A 24,390-nucleotide genomic window follows, 5' to 3' on the forward strand; every position below is an offset into this window, starting at 1 on the left:
AGCAAGTGTGATGGCAGTAACGAAATGAAAACAAATTTGTCTTTATCCTTTTTGTCTGCCGATGCTATGCGCCAAAATCAACTGCATCTGCTGCCCACCATTCAGGTATAAAATAAGCTCCCGGTCCTTTGACCAGGAGCTATTTAATTTACAACGGCTCAAAACCGTATTTTTCAAAAACTGCTTTAGCTTCATCACTATTTAAAAAGCTTTCAAAATTTTTGGCCGCATCCTGCAGGGTGCTGTCCTTTAAAACAGCCATTGGGTAAATAACGGTTTTGTAACTGCTTTCCGGAACTTTGCTTACTATAGTAACCTTGTCTGGGACTGATTTTGCGTCCGTTTCGTAGACCAGCCCTGCGTCCACCTCTCTATTTTCTACATAGGTCAATACCTGTGTAACATCTTTGCCGTAAACAGCCTTTGCCTTTACAGTGTCTAAAAGATTAAGGTTAGTCAGCGCCTCTTCAGCATATTGACCGGCGGGTACTGCGCTCGGTTCACCTAAAGCAACCTGAGCAGCCTTATCCGTACCCAGATCCTCAATGGTGGCGATTTCGGTTTTTCCCCGGGGCACAATTAAAACCAGATTGTTTTTCAGCAGATCTTCACGGGTGCCTTCTGCCAAAAACCCCTCCTGCTCCAAAGCGTCCATCTGTTTTTGTGCGGCAGAAATGAAAACATCTGTCGGAGCACCGTTCTCAATCTGCTTTTGAAGATCGCCTGAGCCACCATAATTAAAAGTTAATGTCTGCCCTTTATTGGCCTGTTCGTACATTGGCGTCAGCTCTTCCATGGCATTTTTTAAACTGGCCGCTGCTGAAATCGTCAGATTAACATTGTCCGCGCTGTCTCCCGTCTGCGCATTGTTCTGTGTGCTGCAAGCGGTAAACCCAATAATGAGAACTCCCATCAAAACAGTAACAATTAATATTTTTACACTTTTCATATTTCTTACCCTTTCATTAAGATGATATTTTCAGGCGCAATTTTTAAATATTTTGGAAACTCACGTCCAGGCTCTTTTCCAAAATAAACACGTTCAAAATCCCAACACAGCAGTTGGTTCACCTCCCTTCCAAAAGGCCTAAATAAAACGGATACCTTAAACTGGGATTCGATAACATCCTCAATCTCTATTTCGATGGTATTTTCACCAGGATGTTCTACCGGCTCAAAGAAATGTGCCCGGATGCCTGCATGGCTAATATCCTGTGAAAGCGGTACGTCTGAGTAAAGCATACAGCCCCAATCCACCGCCTCAAAGCAATGGCCTTGCAACGGTTTTATTCTCGAAATATTTTTACAACCGGTTAGTTTCGTAGCAGATATCGTTCCAGGATTGTCAAAAATATTTCTTAACGCATCAAATCGGTCAATTTTTCCATCATTAATTATAGCAACACGATCACAAATGGCAAAAATTTCATCTCTCGAATGCGAGACAAAAAGTGTGGTTCCTTCATAATCCTTCAAAATTTTTGAGACTTCACGCTGTAGTTCCCATTTCAAAAAAGTGTCCAAAGCCGAAAAGGGTTCATCCAGCATCAGTAATTTCGGGCTGCGCGCGAAAATTCTCGCCAGCGCCACACGCTGTTGTTGCCCGCCGGAAAGCTGTGCCGGATAACGCTCCTCTAGTTCATGGATTTGAAAGCGTTCGATCATCTGCTTCAGAATTTTCCGGGTACTGTCCGCGCTTTTCTTCATTCCTGCTGTAATATTCTGGCTTACAGTCATATTCGGAAATAGCGCGTAATTTTGGAAAAGATATCCAACGCTTCTTTTTTGAGGCGGCAGGTTGATCTTCTTTTCAGAATCGAAATAGGTAATGCCATCTACTATGATTTGTCCTCTATCAGGTTTTTCAATACCGGCGATACACCTCAGGGTCATGCTTTTTCCTGATCCGGAGGCACCCAGCAGTCCGGTCACTCCCTCACCGCTTTCAAACTGTACTTTCAGATTAAATCCTTTAAATCTTTTTTCAATATCCACCAGCATGCTCATGCTTTACCTGCCTTTCTTCCCTGCAAGGCCAGCCAGACATTCATGCCGCCAATGGAAAACAGTGATATGGCTACGATAACCGCTACCCACTGCATGGCTAAACGCATATCTCCAGCTGCTGTGGCCGTGTAGATAATCAGGGGAACGGTTTGTGTTTTGCCTGGAATGTTCCCGGCAATCATCAGTGTCGCCCCAAATTCGCCGATGGCCCGGGCAAAAGCCAGCACCATGCCGGCTCCAATTCCTGGCAGGCTTACCGGGACTCTTATTCGCCAGAAAATATAGCGCTCTGAAAGCCCCATCGTTCTCCCGGCATCAATAAGGTTCTGATCCATCTGTTCAAAAGCCGCCTTGGTGGTACGGTACATAAGAGGAAAGGAAACAACAATGGCGGCGATAACTGCTCCGCTCCACGAAAAGACCACGCGTATCCCCAATTGCAGCAGCGCCTGTCCCAAAGGGCTGTTTTTGCCAAAAATCATCAGCAGGATAAAGCCGATAACCGTCGGGGGCAAAACCAGCGGAAGTGTCAGAATGCCATCTGTCAGCCATTGGGCTTTTTCCGGAAAGCGGATAACCAGCCGTGCGGCCAAAATGCCCAGAATAACCGTAACAGCTGTTGCCAGAATCGCTGTTTTTAAGGAAATCAGAAGGGGTGAATAACTCTCTGCCATACAAACACCTCCACTATTTAAAAGTTTTTATGCTTTCGTCTGACGCCCTTACTTCAATGAGCTCTGCGGCAATACTGATGGCTATTTCTGCCGGCGTTTTTGCTTTAATCGCTTTTCCAATCGGCGTATAAACCATGTTCAATCTTTCCTGTGTAAAGCCATCAAGCTTCATGAGCTTTCCGTTAACAGCTTCCGTTTTTTTCCTGCTGCCGATAACACCGATATAACGGGCTTTTGTTTTAAGGACCTGCGCCTCGACCAGATAATCGTTCTGGTGTCCCCTGGTCATTATGACCACATAATCTGATGGGCCAATCTTTAAAAATGTGCCGATATCTTTAAAATCGCTGACAAAAACCGCATCAGCATCTGGAAAGACTTCACTGTTTGCAAACGCCTCCCGGTCATCAATAACCACGCATTTAAAGTCCAGATGACTGAGCAAGGGCACGAGCTCCTTAGCAATATGTCCACCGCCAAATACATAAACCCGCCCGTTTTGCAATAGTGGCTGTGAGAAAAAAACGATTTTGTCCTTTTTAAGCAATCGACTTTCTTTTTGAAATAACTCGATATCAAAAAAAGCTGTTTTTTTCTTCTCTCCATCGACGACAGTCATTTCAAAATCCGCAGGCTTCTCCCAGCTGGTCAGGAGCCAGAAATCCTCATTGGATTTAAATGCTCTGTCCAGCTCTTCAATCAGCTTTTCTGTCTGCGGATTATCGGGGGAAAAATACTGAAAATACAATGTGGCGTTTCCGCCGCATACCATACCGAGATCAGCGGCCTCATTTGGCCTCAGTATGTATTTTTTCATAAAGGAGATCTTAGTTTCAAACAGTTTCTGCGCTTCCTGCTGAGCATCGTATTCGATGGCTCCACCACCCACGGTACCTGTGGTGCTGCCATTCTTATAAACAGCCATTCTGGCGCCTGTCCCCCTGGGCGCAGAGCCATGAAAATCAATAATGGTCACAACTACCAGGGGTTCTTTTCTCTTTTTTGAAAGCTTAAGCGCTTTGTAAAAATCCTTCATTATTTCCTCTACTTTCCAAAACCACAGTTTGGGTAGGTGCAGACTTCACAATTTAAACATAAGCCACCCTCACCCAGAGAAGATAAATCCTCCGGAACCAGTTTTTCCCCTGCCAGTATTCTGGGGAGCACCAGGTCAAATACTGTTCTTTTGGCGTACATCACACATCCTGGCAGGCCCATTATGGGTATCTCCCCCTGATATGCCAGTAGAAACATCGCCCCCGGCAATACCGGTGCACCGTAGCTGACGATCTCGGCGCCAGTCTTTTGAATGGCACTTGGCGTAATATCGTCCGGGTCCACGCTCATACCTCCGGTACAGATGACGATCTCGGCGCCTTTTTCGATAAATTCACTGATTTTTTCCGAAACTAACGCCTCATCATCGGGAAGAATCTCCTGCGCCATAACGTCAACACCGTATTCGTCCAGCTTGTCCTTGATCACAGGACCAAAAGCATCCTTAATCCGCCCCGCATAGAGCTCGCTTCCAGTGTTGATGACAGCCGCCTTCTTTTTTTTAAATGGCAGCAGCTTCAGAATGGGCTTTCCGCCGCCAAGGGCCACAGCGCGGTCCAGCTTATCCTGTTCAATGGCCAGTGGAATAATCCGGGTCCCTGCCAGCTTATCTCCTTTTTTAACAGGAAAGTTCCCATGTCTGGTGGCAATCATGAGCTCACCCAGGGCATTAAGCGCTTTTAGCCTACCGCTGTCCACCTTTAGCAACCCGTCTCTCTCTGCAATCACCTCAATTTTTCCTTCCTTTACCTCCGAAGGAGACATATACGCCCCTGCACATAGTCGGTACAGTACCTCGGCTCCAGCGTTTTCATGAACCATGCCGGGGTCGTTTTTCCAGATATAAACGTGCTCCTTTCCCATGGATAAAAGCACGGGTATATCCTCTTTCTGAATCACATGCCCCTTGCGGAATCTCGGGCCTTTAAACTCGTCTTTTATGATTTGTGTCATGTCATGACATAAGATCAGCCCCAGGGCTTCTGTTGTTTTTACACTTTCCATTTTACTGCCTCGTTCTGTTTTATTTTGAACGCACTGGTTCTGGACAGACTTTTCCTCCGATATGGCGAACCCTATAGATGTCCATCAGTGTTTCATCAAATTTCGCTGTTTTCAGCTGTTTTAATGCATTTTCTATGTCCGATGTCTTAACGCTTATTGAAATACCGCACCCCGCCGAAATCTCCCTTAACGTTGGAATAATCGTGATTTCAAAAAGATCCTTCAATATTCCTTCGGCCATCATGGCTGCGTGGGTATTGGCAAAAGTCAGCAAATAATAATCCTGTCCCTTCATTATTACAGACTAATAACCTTTGAAGCGGCCAACATCTTTTCTGTAATGTCATACATATTGCTGATTTCACCAAGCTTCAGTTTATCCTTAAGTTTATAGTAGTCAAGACAAGTTCCGCAGACCAGTATCTTTACACCCCGGTCCTCCAGAGCCTGTAAATGGGTAGCCACCTGCTCATCCAGGGCTGGCAGCTTAACGCCACTGTTCATAAATAAAATGCTCTCTGGCACGTTGTCGGCCTGCGAAAGGGTGTAAAAGAACATTTTCACCAAGGCGTTCCCCAGCTCATACTCTCCTTCGCCAATGTAGTCTTTTCCCATAAAAACGACCCATCTGCCTGTTGTTTCCCAGGCAACGGCACCGCCATCTGGCGTTTTCTTCATCTCTTCCTCCGGTATTTCATGGCCATCTGTAATAAACCGGACTTCAAAGCGCTCTCCGCTGCCGCTTACTACAGCGTCATAGCTTTGGCTGGCTGCAAGTTTTTTCAGGTTTTCAACCGCAATGGCGTTATCGACGGTTATAATAAAACTGTCACGATTTTCTTCGATTTCTTTTTTGGCCATAATGACCGGCATAGGACATGCCTTGCCCATGGCATCGATTATCTTAGTCATTGTTTTTCTCCTTTATTCTTTTATGATCAGGGCTTTGTCCTGCCTGTCTGTAAGCTCTCCCACAAGCGCACAGTCTGTCTTCAGCTCGACCTTCAGTGTTTTCAAAAGATTCTCCGCCTCAGAGGGTGACACGCTGATCAAAAGGCCGCCGGAAGTCTGGGGATCAAAAATAATATCCTCCATCAGTCCACTCACCGTTGATCTGTAATCTGGTCCAAAATATTCTCTGTTCCGATAAGTGCCACCGGGCACAATGCCCATCTCTGCCAGTTCAATGACTCCAGGCATGAGCGGAATGGCTGAAGCCTCAAGCTCCATGGTCAGGTGGCTGGCTCTGGCCATCTCAATTCCATGACCGCCCAGGCTGAAACCGGTAATATCTGTACAGCCATGCACTTCGTCGTATAACCCCATCACTTCACAGGCTATTTTATTCAGCGTGGTCATGGAAAAAATCGCAGCTTCACAGGATTCGTCTGTCGCGATACCGCCTTTGATGGCTGATACGATAATCCCGGTCCCGATAGGTTTCGTAAGGATAAGCTTGTCACCCTCCCGCGCATGGCAGTTCCCACGAAGGTGCAGGCAGTCTGTCACTCCGGTCACAGACAAGCCATATTTAGGTTCAAGATCATCGACTGAGTGGCCGCCTATAAGAACTGCACCGGCCTCCTGTATCTTGTCAGCGCCGCCTCTCAAAATTTCGGATAGAAGCGCCTTGTCTTCCTTTTCTGGAAAACAGACAATATTCATCGCAGTCAGCGGTTTTCCGCCCATGGCGTAAATATCGCTCAGAGCATTTGTCGCGGCAATTTGTCCAAAGAGATATGGGTCGTCCACAATGGGTGGAAAAAAATCCAGTGTCTGGAGCAGGATCTGCTTGTCATTAATCCTGTAAGCTGCGGCATCATCTGAATTTTCCAGCCCGATTATCAGGCTGTCACAGCCTTTAAGCTCAAGGTTTTTTAAAACCTTTGACAGAGCGCCTGGCCCAAGCTTCGCAGCACATCCACAATTTCTGACCATTTCGGTCAAGCGTTTCGGTTTATCTTCTGACATGGCATTTGTCCTTTCATTCTGCTGTAAGTTTTTGAAGGGCCTCCAAGGCATAGGCCACCTCACCTTGTGTGTTGAAATGATTGAAGGAAAAACGCAGGGTTCCCTGTGGGTATGTCCCCAAAGTCCTGTGCGCAAGCGGAGCGCAATGCATTCCTACCCGTGTCATAATGCCATAATCCCTGTCCAGCTCAAAGGCTATCTGCGCATTGTCCCTTGTCAGGCATTCTACAGAAACCAGGGCACAGCGGCTCTGAATGTCCACATTTCCAACAAGGCGCAGGCCGTCTATGGCTTCAACCCCACGGATAAAAGTGCTCGTTAACCGTTCCTCAACCATAAGCAGCTCGCTTTTATCAACTGAGCACAAATAATCTAACGCGCTGCTGAGTCCATAAATCCCCGGAAGGTTCAACGTTCCAGCCTCAAACCGATCCGGCAAAAAGTCCGGCATATCCAGCTGGTCTGACACGCTTCCTGTGCCTCCATATAAAAGCGGATCCATCTGCTCCGCCAGATCATCTGTCACCAGAAAGCCGCCAATCCCCTGCGGGCCCATGAGCCCTTTATGCCCTGTAAAGCACAGGGCACTGATATTCGCCCTTTTCATGCTGATATCGTGCAGACCAGCTGTCTGGGCAGCATCCACAATAAAGTACAGTCCCTGACTTCTGCATATTCGTCCCACAGCCTCAATGGGCAGAATGCTTCCGCTTACGTTGGAGCCATGGGTCATAACAACAGCCTTCGTTTCCGGCTTTATCATTTTTTCGATACACGCTATTTCTAAATTACCCAGATTGTCACATGGAATCACATCATAGGTAACGCCAACCCGCTTCAGATGTTCAAGTGGTCTCACCACAGCGTTATGCTCCAGGCCGGAAATAAGCACGTGATCGCCCTGTCTCAGAAAGCCTTTGAGCACCATGTTGACTGCTTGTGTTACATTCGCTGTAAAAATAACGTTTTTATTATCCTCGCCGTCAAACAGACTGCACAGCTTCTCACGGGTATCGTAAACCTTTCTAGCCACTGTATAGGCCCGTTCATAGCTCCCCCGTCCCACATTACAGCCAATGTTCTCCAGATAACCGGCCATTTCAGACGCCACTCCCGGAGCTTTTGGCCAGCTGGTGCTGGCATTGTCAAAATAAACGCCTTTCATTTTTACTCCTTCAGTAAGTGCATAACTGCCTCCAGTACACCGCCGCTGATATTACGGGCCTTATCCGAAATCGCATAACAATAGGCCCTATCGCCCCGTGGATCAACGTCGGCAATTTTCAATCCTTTTTTTACATTCGTACCATCGGCAATCATGCCGCGCAATACGCCGTCAATCTTGGCCGTAACCGGGTTCTCTCCGATAAAAGCGAGATGTTCGCCTTTTTTTACCAAATCACCAATGTCGTGACACAGCCGGATCACTCCAGAATCGGGAGCGTGGATTACCCGTTCGTGGGTATATCCGCCAATGTTTCCAGGGATACCAGTATTTCTTGCCGCCATTCCCTCATACAGAATTTTTCCAAGATAGTGCCCCCGGTTGGTTTCAATCACAGCGTCAACATCCTCTTTGGCGGTGAAGCCAGGTCCCAGGGCAACAACGGCTTTTGCCATATCACGGGTCGTTCCCAGATTTTTTTTGGCAAGTATTGCGTCGACCACTGCATCAGGACGAACCATACGGATCATATCGCCTCTTGGATCGACACAAAGCGGTATCTCATCTTTTTTCAAGCACCGGCACACCTCCTCAATGGACTCACAGCGTCTTGCCGTTACTCCTTCCACGACTGCCGTACCATCCTGAATGGCTCGGGCAAACGCGACAGTGCGCCGGATAACCGTAGGGGATTCAATGTCCAGGGCAATTACTCTGAAACCCGCATTATACAGCCGGTATATCGTGCCAGTGGCAATATCGCCGGCTCCACGCACAATAATCGTTTCATTAATTTTCATTCTCAGACCATTCCTTTTCATAGTATTCCAGTAAACGCCGATAATCCTCAGGCGTATCAGCGTCCATAACACAGTTTCTTTCTCCTGGAATTTTTATCAGAGCCTCAGGGTATTTTTGAATAATCTCCCGGCCACCTGTGTCACCGGAGATTGCCAAAAGCTCTTTAAACCAACATTTTCCAAAGGCAACAGGATGTCCTTTCTGACCTTTATATTCTGGCATGATAATACACTTTGGATTCTCTGTAATCGCCCGTTCTATGTCATTCACCAGCTTCCTGCTGACCAGCGGCTGATCGCCAAGGAACACCAGTATGCCCTGACACACCGGGTAATGCTCTTCAAGGTATGCGACTGCTATTTGTAAAGAAGTCGACTGTCCAAGCTCTGGATGATCATTCAGTAAATATACAGGCTCTCTATGTGTTTCAATACAATTAAAAACAGCCTCCCTTGTTACAATAACGATTACATCTCTAAAGCTTTCCATTACACCATCGATGGTTTTCTCTAAAATTTTCTTTCTGCCTATGGGCAGGAGTAACTTTTCACCGCCCATACGGCGTGACAGTCCTGCTCCAAGAACAATTGCCCCTAACATAGATACCAGTTCCTTTCACGCAAAGACGCTGCAATACAACCGTCAAAATATGGTTTAGCCGCTTCACAGAGTATCTCAGCTTTCATCTTATTTCCGTTATCTGCCTTATTAACAAGCAAAAATTTGGGAACTTCAAAACTTTTCAGTTTATCACTCACAAACCACTCCATGCTCTCCCTGAACAAATCAAGGTCAAAACGTTTCCCCTTCAATTCTTGCGGGCAGCGGTGCAGATTCATGTCGGTTATGGGCTCATTTAAAAGCTCACAGCCGATCACATGGATCAGTTTTGTTGTGTTTTGTGGAATAACGGGTTCCCACTCTCTATATATTTTATAGGGCTTTCCGCCAGCTCCGTCTCCCTCATTCAGAATAACCCAATCCGCCAGCACTTTAAAAAGACTGTCCAGCAGCTCGGGCGGCGCCCCCTTTACCTTATGATCCTCAATACAGCGTTCTGCAAAATAATACAAATTGCAGTGCTGTTTTACCAAGCGGCTTAAAAGCTCTCTGTACGATTCTGTTACGATTACTTCGCCTTCAAAGTCATCCGGATAGCGCATTTTTGTGGTGGTGGTTAAAAGGGTCTTACCCTTATTCTTAAGCTCACTTCCCAGACAGGTGAGTAACGCTGTTTTACCGCCGCCGCCGGTGATTGTAACAAAGTCAGGCTGTTCGATACCGAACAGCACTGACAGTTTCATGTTCTCATTTTGCACACAAAGTTTTTTATTCATTTTCCTTCTTAATGGTAGCCAGGTAGCGGTAAACAGTCGGTACTGAAACCCCGAGCATATCCGCCACGTGCCAGATGGTTCCTTTAACCATAAAGGTTCCAAGTCCCTGCAGTCTTTCAACCACATCAATCTTTTCCTGTTTGCCCATTTTTCTGAGGTCTCCGTGATTGCTGGGCAGCACACGGCTCATATTATTGATAACCAGTTCTTTGACGTTAATGTTGAAGTTTTCTTCGGATTCTTCATCTTTTTTGAGCGGCTCAACCGTAATGAGTGATTCCAGAATATCACGGGCCTCCGCAAATTTCTGACAGTCCATATTCAGACAAAGCAGACCGATCAGCTCACCATCATCATCCTTAATAAAATACGTTGCCGAACGTATAATGTTGCCTCTTGGAGACAATCCCCGATAGTTCACACGGTATGGCGCTTCTTTATACGCCTCATTCTTAATAAGCTTAAGGCCATAGTCTGTAACCGGTGCCCCTAATTCACGTCCACTGATATCGCCATTGCGGATTGCCACAATCGATGATTGACAGTCCGAGAGGTCGTGCAATACCACCTCTGTGTTTTCTCCCAGATAATCTGCTAAAAAGTCTACCAGTACCTTGTAGGATTCAAGATCTTTTGCCATAATTATTCTCCTTCTGAACTTTGATTCATATAAACAAAGAACGCTTACAATCATTGTTTAAAAAATGTTATATCCCTATTATCGCAGATTTCGGAGAAAAATTCAATAATAATTTATTATTGTGTCGATTTTTTTAAAGATCCTCATTTTCAAAGGGTGTATTCTTTGGTAAAATTAAGTTTAAAAGGATTGCAGACAGGGTTGAAACCACAACGGCTGATTCCCCAAAAAGACTGTCGATCCAGGCTGGAAGCTGTTCCATCGCGCCGGGAACCTGTGAAATACCAATACCAAGGGCAACCGATAACCCAACAATGGTTGCATTTCTCTGAGTCAGTTCGCTTTGCATAAAAAGCTTAACCCCTGTCATGGTAATGGTAGCAAAAACTGAAATTGTGGCACCGCCCAGCACGCAGTACGGGATGGTCATCATTAAAGCTGAAAATTTCGGAAAGAGACCGGCCAGGACAATAAAGCCCGCGGCAAAACCAATGACCACACGGTTAATAACCCGGTTCGTCACAACAATACCGACATTCTGACCAAAGGTAGAGGTCGGAAGGCCACCGAAGATAGAGCCGATAATGCTTGAGACACCATTGCCCATCAGCCCTCTTGACAGTTCGTCTGTTGTAGGCTCACGGTCCATGGCACCCACACTGAGTGCGGAAAACTGCCCGATGGATTCCACCGAGTTGACCACAAACAAGATCGACATAGATATAATCGCAGGCAGATGAAACTCATACCCAAAATGACCCACTGCCGGCAGCATAAACCAGCTCGCTTCCTGTACTGTACCAAAATCAATCATTCCACAGAACAGGGCGATAACATAGCCGATGATCATCGATAAAAGAATGGAAGCCAGACGGGCAAAGCCTTTTGTAAAATTATTAAAGAAAATAACCAGTACCAGCGTGATCATTGCGATGATCCAGTTCATGGGGGAACCGAAATTTTCGCTTCCCGCGCCCCCCGCCATGTATTTAATAGCCGTCGGGTATAAGGACAGACCAATGGTAAAGACCACAGTGCCGGTAACTACTGGAGGAAAAAGCTTTCGGAGCTTCTTAATAAAAATACCAATCAGTATTCCCACAACGCCGCCAATGACCTGCGAGCCTAGTATGGTCGCAATATTATAATCACTGACAATACCGATCATGGTTGGCAGATAGGCAAAACTGACCCCCATGATAACCGGAAGGCCCGAACCGACTTTTCGAAACGGTGGAAAGAGCTGAATAAGTGTGGCGATACCAGAGATGATAAGCGCCGCCTGAATAAGAATCCGCGTGTCGGCCGGCGATAAGCCGCCGGTTCCGGCCACTATAATGGCTGGCGTCACACAGCCAACAATCATCGCCGCAACATGCTGCAGTGCCAATGGGATTGCTTCTTTTATTTTCGGCATTCCCTTAAGTTGATAAATGACATTATCTTTATCGTTATTCATGATATTCTCCTCATGACCTTAGAGGACTGTTAAGAGCCGTCCTCCAAGAACACTTTGTGCACGGTGTGTTAACGCATCGTTATTTTGCTGCAATGGCTTCTATCTCAAAAGAAGCTCCTTTTGGCAATGCTGCAACCTGAACGCAGGAACGCGCCGGGTAGTCTCCCGTAAAATATTGTGCATAGAGATCGTTAACTGTAGCAAAGTCATTCATGTCCGTTAAAAAGACCGTTGTTTTCACAACGTTTTCAAAAGAAACACCCGCTTCGCTTAGAATGGTTTTTAAATTTTCAAAGCCTGTTTTAGCCTGATCCTCTACACCTTCTGCCAAAACACCGGTTTCTGGGTCCAGTCCCAGCTGTCCTGAAATATAGATCGTGTCTCCTGCCGCATTGGCATGTGAATAAGGGCCGACAGCAGCTGGTGCTTTCGCTGCGTTGATAACTGTTTTACTCATGATATTCTCCTTCTTGTTGTTTGTTAGAAATTTAACTTATCTATTTAATAATGGTCCCTGTTTTACCCTGGATACCATCCTTTGCTTTTTCAAGCAGAGTAATCAATGCAAAACGGTCTGAACCCGATTTTGCAAATTCCATTGCCGCCTGAACCTTTGGCAGCATAGAGCCAGGAGCAAACTGTCCCTCATCGGCGTATTTCTGGGCTTCCTCAACACTGATCTCAGACAGCCATTCCTCATTCGGCTTGCCAAAATTGATGGCAACCTTTTCGACGGCAGTTAAAATAATCAGGCAGTCTGCGCCAATTTCCTTTGCCAGCAGACAGCTTCCAAAATCCTTGTCCACCACAGCGGCTGCACCTTTTAAATGATTTCCCTGAGCATAAACAGGGATTCCCCCGCCACCAGCCGCCACAACAACCTGCCCCGCATCTGCCAGAGCTTTAACGGTTTCAATCTCAATAATCTCGACTGGCTTTGGTGAGGCCACAACCCGCCGGTAACCACGGCCCGCATCCTCCACGACATCATAATTTCTTTCTCTGACCATTTCGTCTGCTTCTTCCTTAGTCATAAAACGACCGATGGGTTTTGTGGGATGGCTGAAGGCTTCATCGTCAGGATCAACACGCATCTGGGTAATAATACTGGAAACCGGTTTGTGAATGCCTCTGTCAAGGAGCTCTTCCCTCAACGCATTTTGAAGGTCATAGCCAATATATCCCTGGCTCATCGCTACACAAACAGACAGAGGCGCCACCGGATTCCCCGGGTCCGCCTTTGCCAGTTCACCCATGGCCAGATTGATCATACCCACCTGCGGTCCGTTTCCGTGAGAAATAACAACTTCATTTCCTTCCTCTATTAAATCCGCAATGGCCTTGGCTGTATTTTTAACCGCCTCCATTTGTTCTGGTAAATTGTTGCCTAAAGCGTTTCCACCCAAGGCGATCACAATTTTTTTGCTCATGGTATCCTCCTTTAAATGCAAAATGGATGGACGGCCAAGTGAATCACCTGGCCATCCTCAAATTTATTATCTTTGCTTTTACTTGGTAAAGAAACGGTCAATGCCTCTTTTTTCCAAAGCCTTTAAGGTTGCCTGAGGATCTTTTTCCTTTGCCAGGAAGATCATCGCGGCAATAATATATGGTTTATAACTGGCTTCTTTATATAATTCTGTACGGTAGCGGTCGAATACAGAGGCTTCAACTTCGCCCTCTTCACAGCTGACGCCAGTAATGTCAGCCGGAAGGCAGTGCATATAAAGTGCTTTGCCGTCTTTGGTTGTTTTCATCAACTCTTCAGTGCATTCCCAGTCTTTATGGTTTGCATTCTGAGCGAGCAGTTCTTTTTCTAAGCGATCGATGCCTTCCTGGTCACCGTTACCGTATAAGATGGTCCGTTCTTCCATTGCGGAGAAGGGTGCCCAGCTCTTGGGGTAAACAACGTCAGCGTCTTTAAATGCCTCTGCCATGCTGTTGGTCTTTGTAAAAGATCCACCGCTTTCAGCTGCATTCTTTTTAGCCACTTCTTCTACGTCAGACATAATTTCATATCCTTCCGGATGTGCCAGAGTAACGTCCATGCCCAGACGAGTCATCAGACCGACAATCCCCTGCGGTACAGATAACGGTTTTCCATAAGATGGGGAATAGGCCCAGGTCATGGCGACTTTTTTACCCTTTAAGTTTTCAATGCCGCCAAAATAATGGATTAAGTGGAGGGCATCGGCCATTGCCTGTGTGGGATGATCAATATCGCACTGCAGATTGACTAAGGTTGGTTTCTGTTCCAAAATACCATCTTTGTGACCCTCTGTTACAGCGTCGACCACTTCGTGCATATAGGCGTTGCCTTTGCCAATATACATATCATCCCGAATACCGATAACATCTGCCATAAAGGAGATCATATTGGCTGTTTCACGCACAGTTTCACCGTGAGCTACCTGAGATTTACCTTCATCTAAATCCTGAACTTCCAGACCTAACAGATTACAGGCAGAGGCAAAGCTGAAACGGGTACGTGTTGAATTGTCTCGGAACAGGGAAATTCCCAGACCACTTTCGAAGATTTTAGTTGAAATATTATTTTCACGCATATATCTTAAAGCGTCGGCCACGGTGAACACTGCTTCCAGCTCTTCCGGCGTTTTTTCCCAGGTCAGGAAAAAATCATTTTCATACATTTCTTTAAAATTCAGTGCATTTAGTTTATCGATATAGGTTTGTAAAGTTTTATCCATTTTTTAATCTCCTTGATTTTATAAATTAATACTCATAATTTATCCTTCATTCACAGCCAAACTTTTTTATTTGGTGTAAACAGTTGGTAAAGCAGCGTAAACAGCAGCACAAGTCACAAGGTCCTGTTTCCAGGTTTTTTCATTTGGTGCATGAGCCTGTGCTTCTGCCCCAGGGCCAAAACCAATAACCGGAATACCGTTTCGTCCCATGATGGACACACCGTTGGTCGAGAAAGTCCATTTATCGGTCAGCGGGCGGGCCTTACGTTCTGCCGCAGTTTCAGAAGATCCGATACGTTCTTCGCCGTACATCCCTTTATAAGCCTCTTCCAATGCTTTAGTAACCTTATGGTCTTCTGGAATAACCCATGTCGGAAAATAGCATTCGATCGGATAAACACATCCAGTATAAGAAGGACGTTCATATTCATACATTGAGACCTTCACATCATTTCCATATTTTTTTACATTTGGCAGATTGCGGATTTCTTCCAGACAGCTTTCCCATGTTTCCCCGGCTGTCATACGGCGGTCTAAAGAAACAGAGCAGCCGTCCGCCACCGCACAGCGGCTTGGCGAGCTGAAGAAAATTTCTGAGGTAGTGACAGTTCCACGGCCTAAAAAGCGGGCCTCCTTCCACTCAGGATTATATTTTTCATCCAGCATTTTAACCAGTCCCTTGATTTCAGTGCTTTCTTCCGCATTATTTTCATTAAGAGCGCGTACATCCTGCAGAATATCCGCCATCTTATAAATAGCGTTATCACCACGCTCCGGAGCAGATCCATGACAGGAGACCCCCGCCACATCAATCCGGATTTCCATACGTCCGCGCTGTCCACGGTAGATACCGCCGTCAGTCGGTTCCGTGGAAACGACAAATTCAGGACGGACCTTATCTTCATTGATAATATACTGCCAGCAAAGACCATCACAGTCCTCTTCCTGAACTGTACCGGTTACCAATACGCTGTATTTATCATTCAGCATTCCCAGGTCTTTCATAATTTTAGCGCCGTAAACAGCAGACACAATCCCACCCAGCTGATCTGAGGTGCCACGGCCGCCGATTTCAGTGTCCGATTCAAAACCCTCATAGGGATCAAAATCCCAGTTATCCATATTACCAACACCAACGGTATCAATATGGGCGTCGAAACCGATCAGAGTATCGCCGGTTCCCATATATCCCAGGACATTCCCCTGAGGATCAATTTCCACTTTATCAAAACCAAGCCTGCGCATCTCTTCTGCAATGGTATTAATATGCTTTTCCTCATCACAGCTTTCACCCGGGTTTTTTACAATATTGCGAAGGAATTTCGTCATATCCTTTTCATAACCCTGTGCCGCTTTTTTGATCGCTTCAAAATCCATTTTCATTTACCTCCTGATTAATTTAAATTGATGGGTGCGCGCCATTCCAGACAATAGCACGATAATTTTCGGGATCTGTATCCCCTTCAGTCGAGAACATAATGATCTTAGAATTACTGTCCAGACCAATGCTTTCTCTCAAATCTTTATAATCGTCGCTTTCCATTAAGGTTGCGATTAAGCCCATAGATACTGCCCCAGACTCACCAGAGGTCACAGGTGTATCCCCTTTTACTGGCGCCGCCAGCATTCTCATGCCTTTTGCCGCTACCCAGTCCGGGCAGGAAACGAAAAAGGAACTGTTATTTTTCAAAATTTCCCATGAGATGGTATTCGGTTCGCCACAGGCTAAACCGGCCATGATGGTTTGCATATCACCATCTACAAAACGGATTTTGCCATCTTTAGCAGCAGCCGATTTATATAAGCAGGCTGCTTCATCAGCTTCAACCACAACCGTTGTAGGGCAGTTGTCCGGGAACAGGTTTGCGAAAAACCCTTGTACCGCTCCCGCCAGAGATCCAACGCCTGCCTGAATAAAAATATGTGTCGGACGTTCGCATCCTGCTGCTTTCAACTGCTCGGCAGCTTCTAAAGCCATGGTACCATAGCCCTGCATGATCCATGCCGGAATTTCTTCATAGCCGTCCCAGGCCGTATCCTGAACAACCACGCCGTTTTCTGTTTTTTCTGCCTCGGCCGCCGCTATACGAACACATTCGTCATAGTTTACATCCGTAATAGTTGCCTCTGCGTTCTCTTTCAAAATATTTTCCAGCCGAATCGGGCTGGAGCCCTTTGGCATATAAACAACGGCCTTTTGTCCGAGTTTATTGGCAGCCCATGCAACACCACGTCCGTGGTTTCCGTCAGTAGCTGTAAAAAAGGTAGCCTGCCCAAATTCTTCTTTCAGTTTATCGGATGTCAGATAATCGTAATCCAGCTCAGAAACATCTCTGCCCAGCTTTTGTGCAATATACCTCGCCATTGCAAAGGAACCGCCTAAAACCTTAAAGGCATTGAGACCAAAACGGTAAGATTCATCTTTCACAAACAAACTGCCGATTCCCAGATACTCTGACATTTTGTTAAGCTTTACAAGTGGTGTCTTTGAATACTGCGGAAAGCTTTCGTGAAAAGCTTTCGCCTTTTTAACCGATTCGATAGACATCACCGATAATTCCTTATCGTCAGTTTTTGGCATCTCATTAGATACCCATTTAATTTTTTCCATTGTTCTCTCCTGTTGAAGTATAATACTAAATTGCTTTCAGGACCGTGACGGTCCTCGCTTATTTCTTTTCTGATGGATCAGAACTGCTCTGATCAATATAGCTGTACAAGGTATACTTGGATATTCCAAAGTAAGCGGTCAGCTTTTCGCTCGCTTTGGTGATTAATAAGGCTCCGGCATCATTCAAAAATTTAAGGGCCTTGATTTTATCCTCTTTGTTCATTAAAGCCACTGGCTTTCCAACCAGACGAACAGACTGCTCAAGCAGGTCCTCCAGTAAGTCATTGACATTTGTGGGAATGCTCTCTACTTCCTCCTCTTTTTCTTTCTTAGTTCCTATAAGAGACTGAAGTGAGTTTTCCACCATCAATAAACCTGTAATGTCATAATTAATCGAAAAGATACCAATAACCTTATTACCTTTATCCCTGATATAAACCGTGCTTGATTTTAAAATTTTGCCATCTGCAGTTTTTGTCATATAATCCAGATGATCCTGTAAATCTTCAGGGTTTTTTTTCAGAGCTTCCAGAACAACATGGGAGGGCCCGTCTCCCAGCTTACGGTTGGTAACATGTCCATTTTCTATGTAGACAACTGTGCTTTCTTTATTTTCAGTTGTAAGATCGTGTACTACCACTTCACAGTTGCTGCCAAACTGTGTAGCAATGCCATGGGCCAAATTCTTTAATAAATCCAGTGTTTCTCCTTGCATCTTAATTAATTCCTTCGCATATCGACTTTTTCAATTAACCAAACAGTTTATCAGGTAACCTGACAATTTGTTTGATTTATGTGTCTATCATAACACCATTCTTGAAAAAGCGCAACCCCTGTTTTTAAAAAAAATAAAAATTTATTATATCACCAAAATAAATTTAATAATTTTTTTTAAAAAAGGCTTGCTTTTTGTTTTAAAACATGATAAATTATCGTTAGGATAATAAAGTATTATTGTCTTGTGCCTCTATTAAAAGGTTGCTGCATCTCATATAAAAACCTTCGCATATTCAATGTTTTGCAGTATTCATTAAGGATATAGAAACCTCACTACCCTCTATATCCATTCAAAATAACAATAATCAAGGAGAGAACAATGATTTTAATTGGAAATGGTCGGTTAATTACCCGAGATGAAAAAAACACCTATTTAAATAATGGTTGTGTTGCAGTGGAAGGCGATGAAATTGTAAACGTTGCTTTTACAGAAGAATTGAAAAAGCAATATCCTGATGCTGAATTTATTGATGCCAAGGGCGGCGTTATCATGCCAGGGCTGATCAATACCCATAATCACATCTACAGCACCTTTGCAAGAGGGCTTTCCATCAAGGGCTTTAATCCCCAGAATTTCATGGATATTTTAGATGGTCAATGGTGGACCATTGACCGCAACCTGACAAACGAAGACAATAAATACAGCGCATACGATACTTATATTAATTGTATTAAACAGGGTGTTACCACTGTTGTAGACCACCACGCAAGCTACGGCGAAATAAAAGACAGCCTCTTTACCATTGCCGATGTCGCCAAAGAGCTCGGCGTTCGCACCAGCCTTTGTTATGAAGTTTCTGATCGGGATGGTGCCGATAAAATGAAAGCCGCTGTCAAGGAAAACATCGACTTTATCAAAGCCGCCCACGAGGATAAAACCGGAATGGTTCACGGTATGCTCGGTCTCCACGCTGCCTTTACCCTGACTGATGAAACGCTTGATTACTGTAATGCCGAAAAACCGGATTACGCCGGTTATCATGTACACGTTGCGGAGGGTCTGGACGATGTCTATGATTCTTTAGAAAAATATGGTAAACGCGTGGTCAATCGTTTGTTCGATAAAAATATTTTAGGCAAAAACACCATTGCTGTACATTGTATTCACATCAATGGTGAAGAAATGGCAATTCTCAAGGATACCGACACAATGGTCGTGCATAACCCTGAATCCAATATGGGAAATGCTGTTGGGTGTCCGCCGGTGCTTCAGCTTGTGAAGCGCGGCATTCTCGTCGGTCTCGGCACAGACGGATACACCAATGATATGATCGAATCCTACAAGGTAGCTAATATCCTTCACAAGCATTTCAATTGTGATCCAAACGTGGCCTGGGGTGAAATTCCACAGATGCTGTTTAATAATAATCCGGCCATCGCCAAACGCCTTTTTGGCAAAACCTTAGGCGTTCTGACCCCGGGAGCCGCCGCTGACATTATCGTGACAGACTACACTCCAACGACCCCAATGAACGCTGACAATTATAATTCACATATCCTCTTTGGCATGTGCGGACGTTCTGTCATTACCACCATGATTAATGGCAAGGTTCTTATGAAAGACCGCGAGCTGCTGAATATTGATGAAGAAGCCATTCTGGCAAAATCGCGCGAAACCGCTAAGAAACTAGCCGATCGCATTAACCATAGATAATATAACTGCCCTGTTATTAAAATAAAAAGGAGTATCAAAATGAGCGATAAAATGTACCCTATCCCTTTTGGCGAAATGATCAACTGGATCTTAAAAGAATATAAAAAAGAAAAAAGCATCTTTGGCGTTCGCAAGCTTTACAAAAAAATTGACCAGCAGACACTCTCTATTTTTGGCGAGATGCTGGAAACGCCTTTTGGTCCGGCGGCGGGACCACACAACCAGCTGGCACAAAATATTATTGCCGCTTATGTCGGCGGAGCGCGTTTCTTTGAACTAAAAACCGTACAGCCTGTAGATGGCGAAGACCTGGCAGCGCTTGTTTCCAAACCCTGTATCACAGCCGGCGATGAATGCTACAACTGTGAATGGTCTACCGAGCTGCGCGTGGAGGAAGCCTATGATGAATATGTGAAGGCCTGGTTTGCCATTAAGCTTTTAGCCAAGGAGATGGGGTTCGGGAACCCAGATGGCTTCATCTTTAACATGAGTGTCGGCTATGACTTTGCCGGCGTTCAGACTGAAAAAATTGATCATTATATCGAAGGAATGAAAAACGCTGAAAATTCTGCGGTATGGAAGGAATGCATGAATTATACCCTGGCTCATTTGGATCAGTTCGATAATATTGACGCTGGTTATGTCAAAAGTATCTCACCAGTCGTCAGCCGCTCCATCACACTTTCTACCCTTCACGGCTGTCCCCCTGATGAAATCGAACGAATTGCCAGCTACCTGATTAACGAAAAAAACTTAAATACCTTTGTTAAATGCAATCCAACCATGTTAGGCTACGAATCTGCTCGTAAAATTCTGGACAGTATGGGATATGATTACATGGATTTTGATGATTATCATTTCCTTCATGACCTTCAGTTCAAGGACGCTGTACCCATGTTTACCCGGCTGAAAAAAGAAGCCGCCGATAAAGGCGTTGCCTTTGGGGTAAAAATCACGAATACCTTCCCACAGAAGGTTGTTGACGGTATTTTGCCAAGTGAAGATATGTATATGTCCGGCCGGTCACTGTTCCCATGCTCAATCGAGCTGGCAAACCGTCTGGCGAAAGCCTTTGACGGTGATCTGCGTATTTCCTATTCCGGTGGTGCAGATATCTTTAACATCAAAGATATCTTTAAAGCAGGTATTTGGCCGATCACCCTGGCTACCACTTTGTTAAAGCCGGGCGGATATAACCGTCTCGACCAAATGGCAGATGATCTTGTTTCTTACAATTTTAAGGAAGTGCAAAACCTGAAACCTTCGGCTTTATCCATGCTCGCAAAACGTGCCAGAACCAATCCTCATAATGTAAAAGGCGCCATAAAACCATTGCCATCCAGAAAATTCGACAAAAAAGTACCCTTAGTTGACTGTTTTACTGCCCCCTGTTCTGAAGCCTGTCCAATTTCTCAGGATATTCCGGATTATATTGAGCTTCTTGGCGAAGACAAACCTCTGGAAGCGCTTAAAGTCATTACTGCGAAAAACCCGCTTCCTTTCATCACCGGCACCATCTGCAACCACCGCTGTATGGACAAATGTACACGTAATTTTTACGAAGCGCCTCTGTGTATCCGCGATGTGAAACTTAACGCTGCCGAGCTGGGTTATGATGATTTACTCAAAGAGATCAAGCCCGTTGAAAAACGCACGGATGCCAAGGTTGCCATTGTCGGCGGTGGTCCCGCTGGTATCTCTGCCGCTTACTTCCTGGCGAGAAATGGCATCTCTGCTACAATCTTTGAACGCAATGAAAGCCTGGGCGGTATTGTACGCCATGTAGTCCCCGAGTTCCGGGTCGATTCCGAAATCGTGGAAAATGATGTAAAGCTTATGAAAGCTTACGGTGTAGAAGTTTTCACAAACACTGAAGTCCTCTCATTGGAGGATTTGAAAAACAAGGGCTTTAAATATGTTATTGCCGCTACCGGTGCCTGGGGCCCAAGCCCGTATAAGCTGGAGGGTGAACAGGCAATCAATGTACTCGACTTTTTACAGAGCTTCAGAAAAGACGCTTCCAGCCTGAAATTAGGAAAAGATGTTGTGGTAATCGGTGGTGGCAATACCGCCATGGATGCCGCCAGAGCCGCCAAAAAAGCCCCGGGTGTTCAAAATGTCCATCTGGTATACCGCAGAACAAAACGCTATATGCCAGCAGATGAGGAAGAGCTTGCAATGGCATTGGAAGACGGCGTGAAATTCTATGAGCTTCTCTCACCAGAAAAATTTGACGGCAGCATCCTTTCCTGCCGTAAGATGGTACTCGGTGCGCCGGATACGTCCGGAAGAAGAAGCCCTCAGAACACCGATGAATTCATGACTATTCCAGCCAATACGGTCATCGCCTCAGTCGGTGCAAAAATTGATAAAGAATGGTTTGCTCAGAATAAAATCGGTCTGACAGACCGTGGCCGCGTCGAAGTTAACAAAGACACCCTGGAAGCACGTGACAATATATTTGTAGCCGGCGACGCACAGCTAGGCGCTGCCACAGTTGTGGAGGCTATTGCCGACGCGCGTAAGGTTGCCGATACCATTGTGAAAGCCGAGGGTCTCGAAGCTGCTCCTACCTATTCTAAAAATACAGGAAATTATGACCGAGCACTGTCTAAGCGCGGTATCCTGGCAGAGCCAAAATGTGAATCAGCAGAATGCAGCCGTTGTCTGGAATGCTCAACAGTCTGTGAATCCTGTATGGATGTATGCCCAAACCGTGCAAATCTGGCCCTCTTTGTGCCACATCATAAAATGCGACAGATTGTACATGTTGACAGAATGTGTAACGAATGCGGTAACTGCAAGACATTCTGTCCATACGACAGCGCCCCTTACAAAGATAAGTTTACCCTCTATCACAGTCTTGCCGACTTTGAAGACAGCAGTAACAGCGGTTTTCTGGTCACAGGCGGCGATCGTGTTAAGGTCCGTCTTGAAGGCAATGTCATTGATGCCTCTATTGGTGACAGCACACTGCCACAGGGGATCAATGATATCATTAAAGCAGTTGTCAGCAACTACAGCTATCTCCTTTAAAAACTATATATCTGGGACGTCTTAGGACGTCCCTAATCTTGTTTCCTACTCAAATTTCCATTTTAAAATGAGGTGTTATTATGAAAAAAACAATCATCAAGGGCGGTATCCTCTTTTCCTCCACAGATACCCTTAACGCCGATATTCTGATAGAAAATGATAAAATCGCCAAAATAGACCAAAAGCTCGAAGACCCAGAGGCTAATATCATCGAGGCTGCCGGAAAGTATATCTTCCCAGGCTTTATTGATCCACATACACACCTGGATATGGATACTGGCACAGCCCATACTGCGGATGATTTTGTCTCCGCGACAAAAGGCGCCGTCTCTGGCGGTACCACAACCATTATCGATTTTGCCACCCAGGATAAAGGCCACAGTCTGACAGAGGCTTTAGAAAACTGGCATATGCTGGCGGATAACCGCTCCTCCTGCCATTATGGCTTTCATATGGCCATTACCGACTGGAATGACACGACGCGTAAAGAACTAAAGACAATGCAAGATTTCGGCGTAACCTCCTTTAAGCTTTATATGGCTTACGATAACCTGCGCTCCAATGACCGCGAGATTTTTGAAATTTTAGAAGCGGTAAAAGCCTTCGGCGGGCTTGTCTCAATGCACTGTGAAAACGGCGATCTCGTCAACGCACTGATTGCCGAACAAAAACGCCAGGGCCATATGAGTCCTGCAGCTCATCCCCTCTCCAGGCCCGGCTTTGTAGAAGCAGAGGCTGTCAACCGCTTTTTAGCCATTGCAGAGGCCGCTGAATCACCGGTCTATGTGGTACACCTCAGTACTGAACGAGCACTTGAAGCGTGCCTGAATGGCCGCAGGCGTGGGCAAAAAGTCTTTATTGAAACCTGCCCGCAATATTTACTGCTGGACGACAGCTGTTATAAACTGAAAGGCTTTGAAAGCGCAAAATATGTTTTTGCTCCTCCAGCACGTAAACCATCCGATGAAAAGGCCCTTTGGAAGGCTGTTGGCTCTGGAATTGTTGACACTATCGGCAGTGATCATTGCAGCTTTAATATGAAAGGCGGAAAAGATCTTGGTAAAAATGACTTCAGTAAAATTCCAAACGGCATGCCCGGTGTGGAAACACGCCCAATACTCATGTATACCTTTGGTGTCTGCGAAAACAAAATGACCCTGAATCAATTGACTGCCCAGCTTTCAGAAACACCAGCAAAAATTTTTGGCATGTATCCCAAAAAAGGAGCCTTAAAAGCAGGAAGTGATGCCGATATTGTTATCTGGGACCCAGACTACAATGGTATCATTACTCAGAAGGATCAATACCAAAATGTTGATTATACACCTTACGAAGGAATTAAAACAAAGGGCCGGGCAGAGTTCGTACTGTTAAATGGAGAAACCGTTGTAGAAAATGGACAGGTTATCGCTGAAAATAGAGGGCGATATATCTCACGGGGGATTTGTCAGCTTTAAGCAGAAGCACAAAAAAATAAAAGAACCACCTC

General features: G+C 45.4%; 23 protein-coding genes. 3 read left to right on the forward strand and 20 right to left on the reverse strand.

Annotated elements, in window-relative coordinates; all coding sequences use genetic code 11:
- Window positions 1-148: 148 nt before the first annotated feature.
- The 20 genes from modA to CPZ25_RS04535 form a co-directional block, all read right to left on the reverse strand.
- The gene (gene modA / locus CPZ25_RS04440; protein ID WP_096920574.1) at window positions 149-949 is read right to left on the reverse strand and encodes a molybdate ABC transporter substrate-binding protein; all 801 of its coding nucleotides are present in this window, start codon (window positions 947-949) and stop codon (window positions 149-151) included.
- A gap of 5 nt (window positions 950-954) precedes the next feature.
- Complete coding sequence (locus CPZ25_RS04445) at window positions 955-2,007, reverse strand: sulfate/molybdate ABC transporter ATP-binding protein (RefSeq protein ID WP_096920573.1); 1,053 nt, start codon at window positions 2,005-2,007, stop codon at window positions 955-957.
- Window positions 2,004-2,681: a molybdate ABC transporter permease subunit gene (gene modB / locus CPZ25_RS04450; protein WP_096920572.1), complete on the reverse strand. Its 678-nt coding sequence runs from the start codon at window positions 2,679-2,681 to the stop codon at window positions 2,004-2,006. Before modB ends, CPZ25_RS04445 begins: the two co-directional genes overlap by 4 nt.
- A gap of 13 nt (window positions 2,682-2,694) precedes the next feature.
- A complete protein-coding gene (locus CPZ25_RS04455; RefSeq protein WP_096919716.1) occupies window positions 2,695-3,717 on the reverse strand; it encodes an XdhC family protein in 1,023 nt (340 codons plus the stop codon).
- Between the two features lie 8 nt (window positions 3,718-3,725).
- A complete protein-coding gene (locus tag CPZ25_RS04460; protein ID WP_096919715.1) occupies window positions 3,726-4,742 on the reverse strand; it encodes a molybdopterin-binding protein in 1,017 nt (338 codons plus the stop codon).
- A 19-nt stretch (window positions 4,743-4,761) separates the two neighbouring features.
- Window positions 4,762-5,016, reverse strand: a complete 255-nt coding sequence (locus CPZ25_RS04465; RefSeq protein WP_207670844.1) for a putative Se/S carrier protein — start codon at window positions 5,014-5,016, stop codon at window positions 4,762-4,764.
- A gap of 23 nt (window positions 5,017-5,039) precedes the next feature.
- The gene (gene yedF / locus CPZ25_RS04470; RefSeq protein ID WP_058694323.1) at window positions 5,040-5,654 is read right to left on the reverse strand and encodes a sulfurtransferase-like selenium metabolism protein YedF; all 615 of its coding nucleotides are present in this window, start codon (window positions 5,652-5,654) and stop codon (window positions 5,040-5,042) included.
- A gap of 12 nt (window positions 5,655-5,666) precedes the next feature.
- Complete coding sequence (gene selD, locus CPZ25_RS04475) at window positions 5,667-6,713, reverse strand: selenide, water dikinase SelD (RefSeq protein WP_096919729.1); 1,047 nt, start codon at window positions 6,711-6,713, stop codon at window positions 5,667-5,669.
- A gap of 13 nt (window positions 6,714-6,726) precedes the next feature.
- Window positions 6,727-7,878 carry an aminotransferase class V-fold PLP-dependent enzyme gene (locus CPZ25_RS04480; protein ID WP_096919713.1) on the reverse strand — a complete coding sequence of 384 codons (1,152 nt, stop codon included), beginning with the start codon at window positions 7,876-7,878 and terminating at the stop codon, window positions 6,727-6,729.
- A 2-nt stretch (window positions 7,879-7,880) separates the two neighbouring features.
- The gene (yqeB, locus tag CPZ25_RS04485) at window positions 7,881-8,678 is read right to left on the reverse strand and encodes a selenium-dependent molybdenum cofactor biosynthesis protein YqeB (RefSeq protein ID WP_074617350.1); all 798 of its coding nucleotides are present in this window, start codon (window positions 8,676-8,678) and stop codon (window positions 7,881-7,883) included.
- Window positions 8,668-9,279, reverse strand: a complete 612-nt coding sequence (locus CPZ25_RS04490) for a nucleotidyltransferase family protein (RefSeq protein WP_096919712.1) — start codon at window positions 9,277-9,279, stop codon at window positions 8,668-8,670. Before CPZ25_RS04490 ends, yqeB begins: the two co-directional genes overlap by 11 nt.
- The gene (gene yqeC / locus CPZ25_RS04495; RefSeq protein WP_096919711.1) at window positions 9,273-10,016 is read right to left on the reverse strand and encodes a selenium cofactor biosynthesis protein YqeC; all 744 of its coding nucleotides are present in this window, start codon (window positions 10,014-10,016) and stop codon (window positions 9,273-9,275) included. The genes CPZ25_RS04490 and yqeC overlap by 7 nt, the downstream gene beginning before the upstream one ends.
- Complete coding sequence (locus CPZ25_RS04500; protein ID WP_058694318.1) at window positions 10,009-10,656, reverse strand: helix-turn-helix transcriptional regulator; 648 nt, start codon at window positions 10,654-10,656, stop codon at window positions 10,009-10,011. Before CPZ25_RS04500 ends, yqeC begins: the two co-directional genes overlap by 8 nt.
- A 133-nt stretch (window positions 10,657-10,789) precedes the next feature.
- A complete protein-coding gene (locus CPZ25_RS04505) occupies window positions 10,790-12,115 on the reverse strand; it encodes a uracil-xanthine permease family protein (protein WP_058694317.1) in 1,326 nt (441 codons plus the stop codon).
- Window positions 12,116-12,194: 79 nt separating this feature from the next.
- The gene (locus CPZ25_RS04510) at window positions 12,195-12,572 is read right to left on the reverse strand and encodes a RidA family protein (RefSeq protein ID WP_096919710.1); all 378 of its coding nucleotides are present in this window, start codon (window positions 12,570-12,572) and stop codon (window positions 12,195-12,197) included.
- A 40-nt stretch (window positions 12,573-12,612) separates the two neighbouring features.
- Window positions 12,613-13,545, reverse strand: coding sequence for a carbamate kinase (gene arcC / locus CPZ25_RS04515; RefSeq protein WP_058694315.1), 933 nt, complete (start codon window positions 13,543-13,545; stop codon window positions 12,613-12,615).
- A gap of 78 nt (window positions 13,546-13,623) precedes the next feature.
- Window positions 13,624-14,823, reverse strand: a complete 1,200-nt coding sequence (ygeW, locus tag CPZ25_RS04520; RefSeq protein WP_058694314.1) for a knotted carbamoyltransferase YgeW — start codon at window positions 14,821-14,823, stop codon at window positions 13,624-13,626.
- A gap of 66 nt (window positions 14,824-14,889) precedes the next feature.
- Window positions 14,890-16,200, reverse strand: a complete 1,311-nt coding sequence (locus tag CPZ25_RS04525; RefSeq protein WP_339622265.1) for a YgeY family selenium metabolism-linked hydrolase — start codon at window positions 16,198-16,200, stop codon at window positions 14,890-14,892.
- A 22-nt stretch (window positions 16,201-16,222) separates the two neighbouring features.
- Window positions 16,223-17,434 carry a diaminopropionate ammonia-lyase gene (dpaL, locus tag CPZ25_RS04530; protein ID WP_096919708.1) on the reverse strand — a complete coding sequence of 404 codons (1,212 nt, stop codon included), beginning with the start codon at window positions 17,432-17,434 and terminating at the stop codon, window positions 16,223-16,225.
- Window positions 17,435-17,492: 58 nt separating this feature from the next.
- A complete protein-coding gene (locus tag CPZ25_RS04535; protein WP_058694311.1) occupies window positions 17,493-18,149 on the reverse strand; it encodes a helix-turn-helix transcriptional regulator in 657 nt (218 codons plus the stop codon).
- A gap of 381 nt (window positions 18,150-18,530) precedes the next feature.
- On the opposite strand from CPZ25_RS04535, the gene ssnA reads away from it, so the two are divergent.
- The 3 genes from ssnA (at window position 18,531) to hydA (ending at window position 24,358) form a co-directional block, all read left to right on the forward strand.
- Entirely contained in the window at window positions 18,531-19,865 is a 1,335-nt protein-coding gene (ssnA, locus tag CPZ25_RS04540; RefSeq protein ID WP_096919707.1) for a putative aminohydrolase SsnA, read from the forward strand.
- A gap of 39 nt (window positions 19,866-19,904) precedes the next feature.
- Entirely contained in the window at window positions 19,905-22,901 is a 2,997-nt protein-coding gene (gene ygfK, locus CPZ25_RS04545) for a putative selenate reductase subunit YgfK (RefSeq protein ID WP_096919706.1), read from the forward strand.
- Window positions 22,902-22,981: 80 nt separating this feature from the next.
- On the forward strand, window positions 22,982-24,358 hold the full coding sequence (gene hydA, locus CPZ25_RS04550) for a dihydropyrimidinase (protein ID WP_096919705.1): 1,377 nt from the start codon (window positions 22,982-22,984) through the stop codon (window positions 24,356-24,358).
- Window positions 24,359-24,390: the final 32 nt, after the last annotated feature.

The organism is Eubacterium maltosivorans (genome assembly GCF_002441855.2).
In the GTDB taxonomy this organism is placed as follows: Bacteria; Bacillota; Clostridia; order Eubacteriales; family Eubacteriaceae; genus Eubacterium; species Eubacterium maltosivorans.